Source organism: Pelagicoccus mobilis (assembly GCF_016595505.1).
GTDB lineage: Bacteria > Verrucomicrobiota > Verrucomicrobiia > Opitutales > Opitutaceae > Pelagicoccus > Pelagicoccus mobilis.
In genome coordinates, this window is sequence record NZ_JAENIL010000007.1 from 38,952 (window position 1) to 54,268 (window position 15,317).

The window sequence follows — 15,317 nt, forward strand, 5'->3', positions numbered from 1 at the left end:
AGGAGAAGGCAACTTGCCTCCCTGCTTAGTCTTGTAAAGGCAAAAGGCGAATCATCTCCAGAACCGCCACCCTACAAGCCCACCGTCTCGACGATCTCGAGACCATAACCATCCAAAGCCACCAAGTTCTTGCTGTGCTGAGACAACAAACGGATCTTGCGAATACCTAGGGAAGACAAGATCTGGGCTCCGATCCCGTACTCTCGCAAGCTCATGGTCTTTTCCTCGGGATTGTCGACCAGACCCCCGCCCGGACGGCGGATATACACGATCGCCCCGCTCCCCTCTTCCGCGATCCGCTTCATCGCCAAGCCAATCGAATCCTCGCTCTTCCCGTTTGCCGGGTGAAACAAGTCCTTCAACACGTTCTCGGCATGCACCCGCACCAAAGTCGGCTCGCCAGTGATTTCGCCCGCCACCAAAGCCACGTGCTCGCGCCCATCGAGCAAGCTGCGAAACACCTTCATCGAAAATTCCCCGTGCTCGCTGGAAAACGCTTCCTCACGCACCAGCTCCACCAAGTTCTCACGCTTGTGGCGATATTCGATCAAGGCCGCGATCGAGATCATTTTTAGGCCAAATTTCTTCTTAAACTCCACCAGTTCGGGAGTACGAGCCATCGAACCGTCGTCATTGACGATCTCGCAAATCACGCCACACGGGAACTCTCCCGCTAGCGAGGCCAAATCCACCGCCGCTTCCGTATGCCCCGCACGCTCCAAGACGCCGCCCGACTTCGCCTTAAGCGGAAAGATATGCCCCGGGGCAACCAACTCGTCCGGGCGCGTGTCAGGATTCGCCAGCAGCTTGATCGTATGGTAGCGATCGTAAGCGCTGATCCCAGTGGTGATCCCCTCCGCCGCATCGACCGAGATCGTGAAATCCGTCTTATGCGACTCCCGGTTCTCCTGGACCATCGGGCTGATCCCCAGACGTTGCAGATGGTGAGGCGTGCAAGGGACGCAAATCAGACCGCGAGCATGCTGAATCATCATGTTCACGTTTTCCACCGACGCCTTCGAAGCCGCAAAAATCAAGTCCCCCTCATTCTCGCGATCCTCGTCATCGGTCACGATTACCGGACGGCCAGCCGCGATCTCAGCAATCGCCTCTTCCACTGAATCAAAAATTTCGTCTGCTGCGTTATCAGCCATAATCCCGCCAGCAAAACCGCCGCCCCTCGAGCTGACAACTCGAATACGAGTCGACCGTAAAATCAAAGCCCTTCACCCCCTGCCCTTTACCTCCGAAACTCGATCCCAGAGATTCACGCACAAAGAAGCGGAGCCGCATCACCAGCTCCGCTCCAAAGAATCCATCTCTTTTAGGAACAATACCTAACGTTGTAAAAATCCCGGAGATAACTACCCCTCCGGACTTAGCTGAACGGATCCTACTCAGTCCAGCTTTAGGCAATTTCCCAGCAAAATGAAGAAAAGCGCTCACTCGCCCCGGACTACACCCTAGTTTCTCTCCAATAACCCACCAGCTCACCGACAATCCACACCTCAATCCCTCCCATCCCTAGCTCTGCGCAGAAATGAACGAAACGTTACGTAGCAAAGCGCGCACGCCCTTCGCGCGACCTGTTGAGACGCGAACGAGCCGACTTCCATTCGCGATCGGGATGGAGGGCTCAAGTAACACGCCGGTAACACGCGCACGCTAGATTACTCCGAAAACAATTTCCAAACTCCCGCTAAAACCTTTCACTACCCACGCCCTTTAGCCGATTCCCCTAGCCGTGATCGAAGCCAACAAGCTCACAAAAACCTTCCGCGACCGAAAACGCGGACTCGTCCGCGCCGTCGACCGAGTCTCCTTCAATTGCCAGCCCGGCCAAATCTTCGGACTGCTCGGAGCCAACGGAGCCGGCAAGACCACCACGCTCCGCATGCTCGGCACCCTGCTCGAGCCCACCCGAGGCACCGCCACCGTCGCCGGCTACGACGTCGCCAAACACCCCGAAGACGTGCGCCGCTCCATCGGCTTCCTCTCAAACGGCACCGCCCTCTACGGCCGGCTCACCGCTCGCGAGATGCTCGAGTACTTCGGACGACTCAACGGCATCCACAACTCCCAGCTTCGCTCCCGCGTCGACGAGCTCATCGAACAGCTCGAAATCGGCGAATTCCAAAACGGCCGTTGCGACAAACTTTCCACCGGCCAAAAGCAGCGCGTCTCCATCGCCCGCTCCATCATCCACCGCCCGCCCGTCATGATTTTCGACGAGCCCACCACCGGCCTCGACGTCATGACCTCCCAAACCATCATGAACTTCATCGAGCGATGCCGCGACGACGGGCTCACCGTGGTCTTCTCCACCCACATCATGAGCGAAGTGGAGCGTCTCTGCGACGAAGTCGCCATCGTGCACCACGGCAAGATAGCCACCGAAGGCACCGTATCAGAAATAAAAGCGCAAACCGGCGAAGACGTCCTCGAAAACGCATTCCTCAAGATCGCCCACCAACTCGACGCCCAAGCCGAAGCCGAACTCACAAGGTAGCGCCCGCTGTGCCCAGCGGGCACCTCAAGCGGATCCCCAGCCCCACCTCCTACATCCCACACCATCCCTTCCAATGTCCCTGACCAAAGTAATCTTTCTCAAAGAGCTCCGCGAGACCCTACGTGACAAACGCGTCATTCTCGGCGTAATTATTTCACCACTACTGCTCACCCCCGCCCTCATGGGCGCCATCATGTTCTTCGGAAGCAAAAAGGCGGTCGAGCAACAACAAGCCACCCTCGACGTCGGCATCTACCAAGAAGCCGCCTTCCCCGAGCTCACCAACCACATCGAGTCCAACGAGAAGCTTGAGGTCACTCGCTACGACTCTCGCGAAGACGCCATCCAAGCCATTCGCGACTACAAAGCCAGAGCCGTCGTCGCCATCCCCCACAACGCGCGCATCGTCTTCCAATCAAACGGCACCGCACCCATCGAAATAATCTACGACCAAGCCAACGAAAACTCCGGCAACGCCCACAACCGCCTACGCGGCCTGCTCAACCAGTTCAACCGCGAGCAAACCGAGAACCGCCTCACCGCCTCCTCTCTCGATCCCAGCTTCATCAAGCCCACCGAGATCAAATCCACCAGCATCGCCGAAAAGTCAGCCGTCGTCGGATTCGCCCTCTCCATGTTCCTCCCTTACATCGTTATCATGGGCGCCGCTTTCGGAGGCCTAAACACCGCCTTCGACCTCTGCGCCGGCGAGAAGGAACGCGGCACCATGGAAACCCTCCTCGTCTCCCCCGCCTCACGCACCCAAATCGTCAGCGGCAAGCTCTACACCATCTTCGTCATCAGCCTCATCTCCTCGATCTGCTCCATCCTCGGCATCGTTCTCGCCCTCTCTTTCGGCGGCCAGATCATCGAAACCATATTCGGCGAAATCCCTCAAATCTCCTACACCAACCTCGCCGCGCTCGTAGTGATCGTGATCCCGCTCGCCCTGCTCAGCTCGGCGGCCTTACTCATCGTCTCAGCCTTCGCTCGCAATCAAAAGGAAGCCCAAGCCTACATCTTCCCCTTCGTAGCCGTCTTCCTCTTCCCGGCTGCCCTCTCCTTCGTATTCGGAGCCGAAAGCCCACTCTACACCGGACTCATTCCCGTGCTCAACATCGCCCTTTCCATGAAGCAACTGCTCAGCAACGCGTTCGATCTGCCCTTCTTCAGTGTCGCCCTGGCTAGCTCGCTCGCCTACGCTTGGGCCTCCATCAAGCTCACCGCAAATCTCTTCCAACGCGAAACCATCCTCTTCCGCTCCTGAAGCGGAAGACTACACTCGCTTCAACAAGTAGAGATCCTGCTTCGGATTTCCCAGAGCTCCCTCCGGGATAAAGTCCACCACCTCAAATCCGTTTTCACCCGCCAAACGCTCGCGCACATAGCTCTCCGGGTGAAACGCGGCGCACTCGTTCAAGCCCGCCTTCGTCGAATGCCGCACGACGAGCCCGCCCTCTTCATAGCGTGGCTTTTGGTCCTCCGGGACATGCGGCAGATAATGGTCGCCATGCAACGACACGATCAAGTGCCCGCCTTTTCTCAAAACGCGACGCAGCTCAGCCATCCACTCGGACTGCAGGTTTTCAGGTAAATGCGTGAAAACGGAGAAAGCGTAGACCAAATCGAAGGAAGCGACTCGGTACCGCAACGGCGGCACCAATCGATTGCTGCAGAATTCGGCGAAGTTCAAGTTCACATCCGCCCACGCAATCGCCTCCCGGTTAATGTCAGTCCCATGCAAACGCACTGTATCAAAATTCTGGAGATACCGTAGCACGCGACCGCAGCCGCAGCCAAAATCGAGGACAGCCTCCATTCCCTTAAAAGAAAGCCCATTGCGCTCGAGCACGCCTTCGATCGCCTCCACGCCCAGCTTCCCGCTTTCCAAAAACACCTCCAAACTCTCCTGGCCCGTCACCCACTCGATCAACTGGGTCGATGGAACCGGCAAACCGTCAACAGTATCAGAACTCTCCACAACAGAGCTTTCATCCTTGGCGAAAAGAGATTTCAGAACACGAAAAGGCATACAAAATCGAGCCTGATAGTCACAGCCCCTTCCAATAGCAAGCCCACCTCCACTTAAAACCCAGACTTAAACGAACAACCCCCGACTCTGCGCATTTCATAAGACTTGCCCTACTACCCTCTATAAATTACCCTTTTATCTTCATTAGAAACCCTAATCTAATCACAACCCCAGAATAAGCGTTTGCATTTACCTCACTAAAGCCTACGCTACTCCACCGTTTCACATTTACTAATTACCAAGCGAGCGCCCAGCAACTCGCCGAGCAACAGAATCCACCATCACCAAAAAACATCCCTCGCATGAGCAAACCAGTCATTTTCAATAACACCGTTCTGCGCGACGGCCACCAATCACTCGCCGCCACCCGCATGCGCACCGAGCAAATGCTCCCCGCGCTCGAAGCTCTCGACAATCTCGGCTTTGGCTGTCTCGAGACTTGGGGCGGAGCCACCATCGACGCCGGACTTCGCTTCCTCAAAGAATTCCCATTCGATCGTCTCGACGCGATCCGCGCCAAAACCAAGTCCAAGCACATGATGCTGCTGCGCGGCCAAAACATCGTGCAATACGCCCACTTCCCAGACGATATCGTCGAGACCTTCATCAAGACTTCGGCGAAACACGGAATGGACATCTTCCGTATCTTCGACGCCCTCAACGACCCCCGCAACATGCAGACCGCCATCAAGGCGGCCAAGGAAGCAGGCAAGGAAGCTCAAGGCGTCATCTGCTACACCACCTCCCCCGTCCACACCACCGAGGCCTTCGTCAAGCTCGGCCAGGAGCTCGAGGAGTCAGGCTGCGCCTCCCTCTGCTTGAAGGACATGGCAGGCCTCGTGCCTCCTCAACAAGCCTACGACATCATCAAGGGCCTCAAGGACCGGGTTAAGATTCCCATCGTTCTCCACACCCACGAAACCGCAGGTCTCGGAGCGACAACCTACTACGCCGGCATCGAAGCAGGTGTCGACTACGTGGATACATCAATCATCCCATTCGCAAACGGTACCGGCCAACCGGATACAGCACGCATGCTCTCCATGCTGGAGAACCACCCGCGCTGCCCGAAATACGACCTCGACGCCCTTCAGTTCCTCCGCGAACACTTCACCAAGGTCTACGAAGAGCTGAGCGACTTCACCAGCTTCTCAAACGAGCGCGTCGACTCCGATGCCCTCAAGTATCAAGTCCCCGGCGGCATGCTCTCCAACTTCCGTAACCAACTCAAAGAGCAAGGCATGGAAGACAAGTTCGAGGACGTGTTTAAGGAAATCCCAGTTGTTCGCGAAGCGCTCGGCTGGATCCCCCTCGTAACGCCAACCTCCCAGATCGTCGGCGTACAAGCCATGCTCAATGTCAAATTCGGACGCTGGAAAAACTTCTCTCCACAAGCCACCGACATCGCCCTCGGTTACTACGGACGCACACCTGCCCCCGTTAATCCCGAGGTGCAAAAGATCGCCGCTCAAAAGTCCGGCAAGGATCCGATCACCGTTCGTCCCGCCGACCTTAAGGATCCAGGCATGGACGATCTCCGCAAAGCGCTCGCGGTAAAAGACATGCCAACCGATGACGAACACTGCGTCATCCAAGCCATGTTCCCGCAAGAGCTCGACGCCTACTACAAGACCAAAGACCAGCCAGCAGCGGCCGCCGCGCCCAAGCCAGCCGCAGCAGCGCCAGCCAAAGCCGGTCCAGCGGAAAGCGTCACCCTCAGCGACAGCGCCCGCCACTACAACATCGCCGTCCAAGGCAAGAAGTACACAGTCGCGGTCGAGGAGGTGTAACAACCGCACAACTACAGTTTTCAATCAAATCAGGCCCGCCCCCTCGGCGGGCCTTTTCTACAGCTCCTGAGGATAGGTAGAGCCCGCTGTCCCCTGCGGGCAGGCAAGGTTCGAAGCAGCCACGCCCGAAACTTGAAGAACGCCGCAAGCTAGCGCATCCTCTCCTCCCTCAAGCCGACCCATGAAGCTCTCCAAACTCGATCACGTCGCCCTCGTCTGCTCAGATTCCAAGCGCTCCAAGAAGTGGTACGAAACAGTCTTCGAGATGGAATGGATCTTCCGTGGGAAATGGGACAACAACCCCTACTTCCTCAAAAAAGGCGGAGCCCAAATCGCCCTCTTCCAAGCCTCTCCAGATAGTCCGACAGCTCCCCGCAAAGGACCGCGAATCGACCATTTCGCCTTTGGTGCCGAGACACGGGCAGACTACGAAAAGGTCAAAGAATCGCTTTCGAGCAAAAGCGTCCCCTTCGAAGAGCAAGACCATGAGGTCGCTCTCTCCATCTATCTGAAAGATCCGGACGGAATCACCGTCGAAGTCACGACCTACGACCTGACTTAAGGAAGACCCGCCTCGCGCCGTTCAAGGAACAGCCAGCCCCCGATCACCGGGAAAAACCGATAGGCGAGCTCGGATCTAGATAATTACCGCAATTTATCTGACGGAGTTCTCCCGTTTATGGTTTAAGTTTGCAGAAGCTTCTAGTTGACAGGCCTAGGTAAAACTACATTCGTATTTCCCGGAATCCCCTAATATGACCAGCACCTTGTTCAATAAACTGCGTCTCTACACAGGAAACATTGTGGGAGCAGTACAGATCGTAGCCGCGGCCGCGCTCGTACTCTCTCTCGCTTGTCTAGCTGTCTTTCTGAAACGCTAAGTGATCCGTCCCGCGACGCCAACCGACCTACCCGCCATCAAGTCCCTCTTCGACGACGCCTTCAAACCAAGCGTCTACGAGTCGAGACTAGCCGAACGGGTTTTCTCCGGCCCCATCCCCTACCACTGCTGGGTAAGCGAAGAAGACAACCACATCCTCGCCTGTATTCTCTACACCCCCGCCCTTAAGGACGCCCTGCCAATCGGCTACCACCTGGCCCCAGTCGCCGTTAGGCCCGATTGCCAAGACAAGGGCTACGGCAGCCACTTGATCGAAACCACGCTCCAGCTCGATCCCATCCGCAACGCCCCCGTCTTCGTACTCGGCGACCCCCATTTCTACGAGCGCTTCGGATTTGCAGCCACCCCGAACCCGAGCTGCCCCTACGATCCTGGCAACGACTACTTTCGAGCCCTCCGCTGGACTCATACAGAAGACAAATTTTCCATTGGCTATGCCGACGCGTTCAAGGATGCTGAAGACGCAGCCTCATGAGAATCGCCCTCCCCCTCCTCGCACTTTTTCTCTCACTTAGTAGCACGCTATCCGCAAAAGAACGCCCTCGCGTCTTCGTTTTTACGGATATCAACATCGACTCAGGCGATCCCGACGACCGGCAGTCGCTGATCCACCTCCTCTGGTACTGCGACATCCTCGAAATCGAAGGCATCGTACCCGAAAGACTCGACGCCGGTGGCTTCGAAGCCTGCCAACTAGTCATCGACGCCTACCAAAAAGACTTCCAAGCCCTCTCCCTCGAGAGCAAAGGCTTCACCTCACCGAAATCCCTCCGTAGCTGTCTCGCCGACTCCAAAGAAAGCGCCATCACCAATTTCCACCGAGCGGCCACCCGTGAAGACTCCCCCCTCTACGTCCTCATCTGGGGCAACATGCGCGGCTTCCGCGACGCCCTCCTGCAACGTCCCGAAATCGCCCCCAACCTCCGCGTCCTCACCATCGGGACCGGCCTCATGCTCGAGCGGGATATCAAACACGTCCCCGCCAATTGGGAAAAGAACGCTCCCTGCAAGCAAATGAACTGGAATGCCGCCGGACGAAACGAGCTCTTCGACGACCCACGCTTCAAAGACATGTGGTGGCTAGAGATGAACTGGACCTACAACGGCATGTTCACCGGCGACGAACCCAGACAGCTCCTCCCCAAGCTCGCAAAGTACGGAGCCCTTGGCAAACACATGAAGGACGTCGTCAAAAAAGAAAGCTGGGCCCAATACTTCCGTGCGGGCGACACCCCCACCGTCCTCTACCTGATCGATCCTCAGAACGATTTCGACGACCCCACTCACGGCAGCTGGGCCGGTCGCTACCAAAAGCCCTTTCCACAAGAGCGCCCCCACTATTTCACCGACATCAGCGAATCGATCGAGTGGGACTACGCCGCCCCCTGCGCCACTTGGCAAAACCACGAGCAAGTGCTGCAAGCCTCCAAGGCCACGCTCGAGGAACGCCGGCCCCTCATGTACAAGGCCACCCTACAGAAACTCGACTCCCTGTACCACAGCCCAGAGGAATAGCCCCCACGCCTCAACGATTTAAGTAGTTAAATCCACCCGCTCTTGCGTCTCAGTCAGAGAACAAATGGGATTCGCTAATCGGCAGAAACCCATCCGCCAACGCCTTACCAACTTACCCCCTCAAAACAACTATGCTACGCACCATCGCCTTCGGCCTGACGCTCGCCATCGCCTTCCTCTCCGGCTGCTCCAAAGCGCCCCTGAAACCCAACATCGTCCTCATCATCGCAGACGACATCGCCACCTACGACCTAGGCGCCTACGGCAACAAAACCGTTCAATCCCCCCACATCGACCGCATCGCCAAAGAAGGCATACGCTTCAACAACGGATTCGTCACCATCGCCTCCTGCAGCCCTAGCCGCTCCTCCATCATCTCAGGCCTCTATCCGCACAACACCGACGCCGAGCAGCTACACTGGGAAATGACCGGCGACAAGACCACCTTCGTCCGCCTCCTCAAAGAAGCTGGCTACTGGACCGGAGCCGCTGGCAAGTGGCACCTCGGCGAAGCAGTGAAAAGCGACTTCCACGAAGTACGAGAAGCGGACGTATCCGGTTACCAGATACCACAAGGCGGCACCGGCGGCTTCAAAGAAACCATGGCCGGCGACGCCCGTAGCGGCAGCCAAGATTGGGTCCCCATCCTCAAGGACCGCCCCAAAGACAAGCCCTTCTTCCTCTGGCTCGCATCCCTCGACGCCCACCGTCCTTACTCGGAAAACATCATCCCCAAACCTCACTCCCCCGACGATGTATTCGTGCCGCCATTCATGGTCGACACGCCCGAGGTCCGCAAAGACCTCGCCCTCTACTACGACGAAATCACACGCTTCGACACCTACATCGGCGCCGTAATGGACGAGCTCGAAGCCCAAGGCGTCGACGACAATACGCTCGTCCTTATCATGAGCGACAACGGCCAACCTTTCATCCGCGCCAAAACAACCCTCTACGATAGCGGCATCAAGTCCCCCTGGATTCTCCGCTGGCCCGCTGGCATCGAAGCCGGGCTTGTCAGCGATAGCGTCGTTAGCGCCGTGGACATCGGTCCGACCTTCCTCGAACTCGCAGGCGTCAAAATCCCCTCCGAATTCGAAGGGCACAGCTTCGTCCCCGCCCTTCAGGATCCCAACACCCAAATCCGAAAGTTCGCGTTCGCCGAAAAGCACTGGCACGACTACAACGACCAAGTTCGCGCTGTAACAACCGGTGAATTCAAATACATCCGTAACTACCTTCCCAACCAAATGGGCACCCCATCCGCCGATGGCGTCCGGAGCCCAGCCTACCAAGAAGCCCTTGCCCTCCGCGGGACCGGAAAACTCAACCAGGCCCAGAAAAACATCTTCCTCAACCCACGCCCCATCGAAGAGCTTTACCACTGCGCAGAAGATCCCTTCGAAGCCAACAATCTAGCAAAAGACCCCGAATACGCCGACGTCCTCAAGACCATGCGCAACACGCTCCGAGAGTGGCAAATCGTCACCAATGATTGGATACCGAAGATCGTGACTCCAGACGAGTTCGATCGCGAAACCGGTCTCGCCACTCCAGCCCGTATTCGCCCTCGCCCCAACAAGGCCGAAATGATCAAGATGGGCATTGCGGAAGACCGCCCAGATTCCTAATCCCCCACGGAGGGCAATACCTAGTTGCCTTCTTCCCTATGCTCAAATTCGCTCTCCTAACTCTCCTGCTCCCCGCATCGCTGCTCGCCCAGAAATTCTACGATCAGGAGCCGATCAACTACGAGAGCGACCTGAGCCCAGACTCCGTAAGCTCCTACTTCGCTCAAACGGGAAACCTAAAAACCTGGGAACACGCAGGACCGTCCGGCTACCTGCGTTCGTTTCTGGACGCATTCGACATCCCAGTCGAATCTCAGGTGCTCGTCTTCTCCAAGACAAGCCTGCAAGCCGACCGCATTTCTCCCCAAACGCCTCGAGCCATCTACTTCAACGACGAGATGTACGTCGGTTGGGTGCCTGGAGGATCGATCCTCGAAATCTCGGTCGCAAATCCCAAAGTAGGCACCAACTTCTACACCCTCAATAACGACCAACAAAGCCCGCAACTTCTACGCGAGACAGACGATTGCCTCCGCTGCCACGGAGAATCCTTCACGAGAGAAGTCCCCGGACACGTCATACGCTCCGTATTCCCATCTGAATCCGGACACCCAATTTTCAAGGCGGGCTCTCGGACCGTCGACCACACAACCCCCTTCGAAAAAAGATGGGGAGGCTGGATCGTCACCGGCACCGACCAAGAACACTTCGGCAACAAGCTCTATCAAGAAACTGCCGACGGCGCATCCATATCCAGCCATCATATTCTCACGAATGTTCCAGAAAACGGATACCTGGCTCCTAGCAGCGATGTCGTCGCCCTGCTCGTTTTAGAACACCAAGCCCACGCTCACACGCTTATCGCGAAACTCGCCATCAATACCCAACGCGCACTTCACGACCAAAAAATCCTCGACGAACTCCTAAAACGCGAAGCCCCCCTCTCGGACTCCACCATCCGCCGCATCAAGCATACTGCCGACGAGCTTCTCTCGTATCTCTTCTTTACCGACGAAGCCCGAATCCCCCGCATTGATCTCGCACCCTCGAATTTCGCTCAAGCCTTCCAAGACGACCGGCCGGCCGATCCCCATGGACGCTCTCTCTATCAGCTCCGCATGAACCGCCGAATGTTCCGCTACCAACTCAGCTACCTTGTCTATTCCCAAGCCATGCTGCAGCTCCCCACGGAAGCCCAAGACTACCTTTGGCCCGAGCTCAAACGCATCCTCAACTCGGATGTGAACGAGAGTGGATACACCCACATCTCCCAAAACCAAAAGCGCGATATCCTGGAAATTCTGCTAGCCACCCACCCCCGTTTTCAGGCACCCTAGGAGAAACTCCCCAGTCATGCTAACCAAACTCTTCTCCCTCGCCTTCCTATCCGCCCTTTTCACCCTCCACGGAGACGTCGATCCCGAGCTCCTCATCGGCACCTGGAAGTTCACCTACCACGAAGAGAACAACCTCGTGATCGACGGCACGAGCGTCTACAATCCCGACGGCACGTTCACCGGCCACGGCACCGTCACCATCAAGGACGAGCTCGTCGAAGAGTTCGAAACGCGAGGAACCTGGAGCATCGAAGGACGAACCCTCACCTACATCGGTAAATTCGTCAATCAGCCGGACCACCCTCTAAACGGAAAACCCATCACCGCGGAAATCCTCTCCATGACCAAGGACGTCTACTACTACCGCGGAGAAGACGGAAAAGTACGGCACGAAACCCGTATCCAAAATTAACCCACACTCCAGCAAGGCTGACGCTCGCCGCCACTACCGCATACCCCCAAAAAAAAGGAAGCCCTCCTAAAAGGGCTCCCGTCTGATCAATGAAATGCTACGAGCGAGCTCAGTCCGTAGATGCAAGCTCTTCAGGCGCCTTATGGCTCAAAGCCGGTACGTAACGTAGAACCAAGTTTCGGGCATCGACGACACACTCGTTGTACTCAGCGAAAAACGCCTCGCTCTCTTCGTCGCTCATATCAGCGAACGGTCCAGGCTCATCCATCTCGTTCCAAACATCGAAGCGAGACGCGCTGATAAAGGTTCTTGGGTTACCACCGAGCGTGATTCTGCCAAAAGTGATTCCTGACTCGTTCGCGTCGCGCAACGCCGGTACAAGCTTTTCGCTCAACCAATCCTCCATCGTACCAATCTTGCCAGCCGCTACCGTGCGATAACGAAGCATCAAAAGCTTGGGATCCTTTTCTTCTGCAGGGGGGATCCGCAAATCGGCGTACAGCTTTATGTTTACGAGTTCGTGAGAATCGATCGTATCTTGTATACGAGCCAGCCAACGCGCCCATTCATCCTTTTCCATCACAGGATTCCCTGTGTCATCGAAACTGGCGAAATTGTCATGCTCTTCAACAATATGAAAAACGTTCACCGCGCCCCGCGACTCTCTCCAAACACCACGAGCATCCTGCCCAGTCGCAACTCTCTTATCGCGCATCTCTTTTTGAAGATCCCAAAACTCCCCAACACGGTCAGGCTTCACTTCTATAATTCGGACCTGCAACAGAGGGTTGGATTCTTCGGCAAAACTCGGGGAAACGAAACCAACAGCCGCCACCAAAGCAGCTGACAACAAACAACAGCGTAGTGCTTTTTTCATACAATATATCTCCAATTTGGATTAGAACAGGTACTTAAAAAACTGCAGCCTCAGCTACAGGCCCCCGGTTCACACACATCGCCCGTTCTGGTCTGGAAAATGAATTACTTGGCACGCCCAACACTGAGGCCGAAACCCCAGCGGCCGGGCAGGCGGGAGTTTACCGCGCTTTGAACCAATTCACAATGCGCCCACAGCCAAAACACGCGTTTTTCCAGCGCTTCGCCCCAGGTACGTAGGGGCCTTTTTCCGAACGTGCATCGATCCCGCTCACAAGTTGTAAAGGCAGCCATGCGCGGAATGTGTGCCTACACTTAAATGAAGCAGTTCCTGATCACTCGCCCCATCCGATGCGGTACCCTATCCCAAACAAACAATGTTCCTCAATCGCCTGGTCCTGCCCCTCCTCTCACTCGCTCTCTTTTGCTCTTACTCTGCCGCCAAGACTCCCGAAAAGCCTCGCGTCTGGGTCGTCACAGATATCCAAGTCGGAGGACATGGAGACCCCGACGACGATGTCACGATGGGCGCCTTCCTGCTGCTGGCTGACCACTACCAGATCGAAGGCATAACCGTCGGCTCTTCCGACCGCTACTCGGGCGGCACAAAAATCTGGTGCGAAGAGACATTCTACGCCGACTACCTCCGCGAAGTGGACAACCTGAATGCTGTCTTCGACGGAGCATACCAAACAGAGATCGGATTCCACATGGCGAGCACGTCCGGACATGTCTTCAGCGAGCTTCATCCAGAAACTCAGTTCGACGAATTCCTCGACCTGTATCCATCCATTCGCGACATGATCGCAGCTGCAGAAGAAGGTCCCCTTTATGTTTTAAACTGGGGCTTGCTCACCGAGCTCTCTCTAGCCGTCAAATATTGCCTCGAACAAGGTAAGATCGACACCCTCAAAAACCTCCGCATCATCAGTCACTGGACACAACGCCACGGACGCTGGAATTGCGATACCGACAACGACGCTTGCAACTACATTCACGACCAAGCCGAAAATCATCCGGAAGTCATCATGTACGAGCTCGGTCCCAGCGGGCAACAAGGCATGGCCGAAAACATCTGCCAAACCGCCGGCGAGCTCGATCGTGAACTGATGCTCAACAGCCGTATCGGGCGTTACCTCGACACCAAGTGGATCGGCTACGGCCGCCAAAAAGGCATGCCCGACTTTTCGGACGGAGCGACCTTCCTCGTTCTGATGGGATTCGGCGGAGGCCTCGACTACCACAGCACCAACGGGATCGTCGCTAACCAAGAGGAAGCCAACGCACTGCTTTGCGCCGATCGCCCGAAAATTTTCGCATTGCTCGAAGAGCGGGCCATCGCGGCCGCCGGTCAGCGCCCCCAAGGCAAAACCATCGACTTCACAGGCAGCCCAACTCAATTGCAAAAAGCAATCGACTCCGCTCCCGCTGGATCCGTTATCTCCTGCGACCCAACGCAACAATTCACCTTACAGGAACCGATCCGTATCGACAAAGCGATTACATTAAAGGGCCTTAACGCTCGCTTACCGGATGGGCTCGGCAGCACGCAATTGATAGTCGTCGAGTCCGAGGGCGTAAAGCTCACCGACCTAGAGCTGCACGGGAACTACGACAGCGTCGATCAAGAAGTTCGATCTCCGCTGATCAGTATACACGCAGGCGACTTTCGGGTGGAACGCTGCTCCTTTTACGATAGCTCAAAGGATGGAGTGGAGATCAATCCACTAGAAGGTAGCGACGACATCATCGGCGGAATAGTTCGCGATATAAAAGCCTACCGGATCGGCCGCGATGCCGTATCCATCTCCGGGGGCAAAAAGTTCGCAACGTTCTCGTCGAAAACGTTCGTCTCGAAAAGAGCTACCGACGCGGTGCCGTAGAAGTTAGCGACGGGGTCGACAACATATTCGTCCGTAAAGTCTACGCAGAGAACGCCCCCTACGCCGTCGACGTACAAGACCATCGTGGCGAAAGCGCTTCCAATACGAACGTCATGCTAGAGAAGATAACCGCAGTTAGCTGCAAAAACCTGCTGCGAACCAGCAACAGTCCACGCGGGCACGCCTTTCTCACGCTCAGCAGCGGTGTCGCCAAAAACTGCGAAGCCCCCATCCAAATTTCGAATACACACGATGTGCTCATCAAGTACCTCAAGATCGAAGGGCACACCGATGAAAAGAATCCGCCGATCCAATTCACCAACTGCCAGCGCATAAACCTCCGAGGACCTTCCATAGAGACAACATACTTCAAGGACGAACCGATCGTGGCTAAATCGTCCTCATTCCCCGAGATTACCTCTTTGAAAACAAGGTAGGGCTCGACCGCCGGGCGAGCCGCAAAAGCCATCAGTTAAAGAAGAGGCGGGCCG

At 56.3% G+C, this 15,317-nt stretch carries 15 protein-coding genes; 12 read left to right on the forward strand and 3 right to left on the reverse strand.

What is annotated here, in order from left to right:
- Positions 1–71: 71 nt before the first annotated feature.
- Positions 72–1,154, reverse strand: coding sequence for a 3,4-dihydroxy-2-butanone-4-phosphate synthase (gene ribB, locus JIN87_RS04855; RefSeq protein WP_200354401.1), 1,083 nt, complete (start codon positions 1,152–1,154; stop codon positions 72–74).
- Between the two features lie 590 nt (positions 1,155–1,744).
- Between ribB and JIN87_RS04860 the strand changes: the two genes are divergently transcribed.
- Positions 1,745–2,509 carry an ABC transporter ATP-binding protein gene (locus JIN87_RS04860; protein ID WP_200354402.1) on the forward strand — a complete coding sequence of 255 codons (765 nt, stop codon included), beginning with the start codon at positions 1,745–1,747 and terminating at the stop codon, positions 2,507–2,509.
- Between the two features lie 73 nt (positions 2,510–2,582).
- Positions 2,583–3,776: an ABC transporter permease gene (locus JIN87_RS04865; protein WP_200354403.1), complete on the forward strand. Its 1,194-nt coding sequence runs from the start codon at positions 2,583–2,585 to the stop codon at positions 3,774–3,776.
- A 9-nt stretch (positions 3,777–3,785) separates the two neighbouring features.
- On the opposite strand, the gene JIN87_RS04870 is transcribed toward JIN87_RS04865, so the two are convergent.
- A complete protein-coding gene (locus JIN87_RS04870) occupies positions 3,786–4,541 on the reverse strand; it encodes a class I SAM-dependent methyltransferase (RefSeq protein ID WP_200354404.1) in 756 nt (251 codons plus the stop codon).
- A gap of 302 nt (positions 4,542–4,843) precedes the next feature.
- Between JIN87_RS04870 and JIN87_RS04875 the strand changes: the two genes are divergently transcribed.
- The 8 genes from JIN87_RS04875 to JIN87_RS04905 all read left to right on the forward strand — a co-directional run bounded on the left by JIN87_RS04875 (position 4,844) and on the right by JIN87_RS04905 (position 12,067).
- Entirely contained in the window at positions 4,844–6,331 is a 1,488-nt protein-coding gene (locus JIN87_RS04875) for a pyruvate carboxylase subunit B (RefSeq protein ID WP_200354405.1), read from the forward strand.
- Between the two features lie 181 nt (positions 6,332–6,512).
- A complete protein-coding gene (locus JIN87_RS04880; RefSeq protein WP_200354406.1) occupies positions 6,513–6,893 on the forward strand; it encodes a VOC family protein in 381 nt (126 codons plus the stop codon).
- A 193-nt stretch (positions 6,894–7,086) separates the two neighbouring features.
- Positions 7,087–7,212 carry a hypothetical protein gene (locus tag JIN87_RS28540; protein ID WP_267909354.1) on the forward strand — a complete coding sequence of 42 codons (126 nt, stop codon included), beginning with the start codon at positions 7,087–7,089 and terminating at the stop codon, positions 7,210–7,212.
- Positions 7,213–7,707: a GNAT family N-acetyltransferase gene (locus JIN87_RS04885; protein WP_200354407.1), complete on the forward strand. Its 495-nt coding sequence runs from the start codon at positions 7,213–7,215 to the stop codon at positions 7,705–7,707.
- Positions 7,704–8,747 (forward strand): nucleoside hydrolase-like domain-containing protein, encoded by a 1,044-nt coding sequence (locus tag JIN87_RS04890; protein WP_200354408.1) that lies wholly within the window; start codon positions 7,704–7,706, stop codon positions 8,745–8,747. The genes JIN87_RS04885 and JIN87_RS04890 overlap by 4 nt, the downstream gene beginning before the upstream one ends.
- Positions 8,748–8,878: 131 nt before the next feature.
- Positions 8,879–10,378: a sulfatase family protein gene (locus JIN87_RS04895; protein WP_200354409.1), complete on the forward strand. Its 1,500-nt coding sequence runs from the start codon at positions 8,879–8,881 to the stop codon at positions 10,376–10,378.
- A 38-nt stretch (positions 10,379–10,416) separates the two neighbouring features.
- Positions 10,417–11,655, forward strand: a complete 1,239-nt coding sequence (locus tag JIN87_RS04900) for a hypothetical protein (RefSeq protein WP_200354410.1) — start codon at positions 10,417–10,419, stop codon at positions 11,653–11,655.
- A gap of 16 nt (positions 11,656–11,671) precedes the next feature.
- Positions 11,672–12,067: a hypothetical protein gene (locus JIN87_RS04905; protein WP_200354411.1), complete on the forward strand. Its 396-nt coding sequence runs from the start codon at positions 11,672–11,674 to the stop codon at positions 12,065–12,067.
- Between the two features lie 109 nt (positions 12,068–12,176).
- Here the strand turns inward: JIN87_RS04905 and JIN87_RS04910 are convergent, their stop codons facing one another.
- Positions 12,177–12,944 (reverse strand): hypothetical protein, encoded by a 768-nt coding sequence (locus JIN87_RS04910; RefSeq protein ID WP_200354412.1) that lies wholly within the window; start codon positions 12,942–12,944, stop codon positions 12,177–12,179.
- A gap of 376 nt (positions 12,945–13,320) precedes the next feature.
- Here JIN87_RS04910 and JIN87_RS04915 point away from each other — a divergent pair, with 376 nt between their 5' ends.
- Both JIN87_RS04915 and JIN87_RS04920 read left to right on the forward strand, forming a co-directional pair.
- The gene (locus tag JIN87_RS04915) at positions 13,321–14,826 is read left to right on the forward strand and encodes a nucleoside hydrolase-like domain-containing protein (protein WP_200354413.1); all 1,506 of its coding nucleotides are present in this window, start codon (positions 13,321–13,323) and stop codon (positions 14,824–14,826) included.
- Between the two features lie 113 nt (positions 14,827–14,939).
- Positions 14,940–15,263: a hypothetical protein gene (locus tag JIN87_RS04920; protein ID WP_200354414.1), complete on the forward strand. Its 324-nt coding sequence runs from the start codon at positions 14,940–14,942 to the stop codon at positions 15,261–15,263.
- Positions 15,264–15,317: the final 54 nt, after the last annotated feature.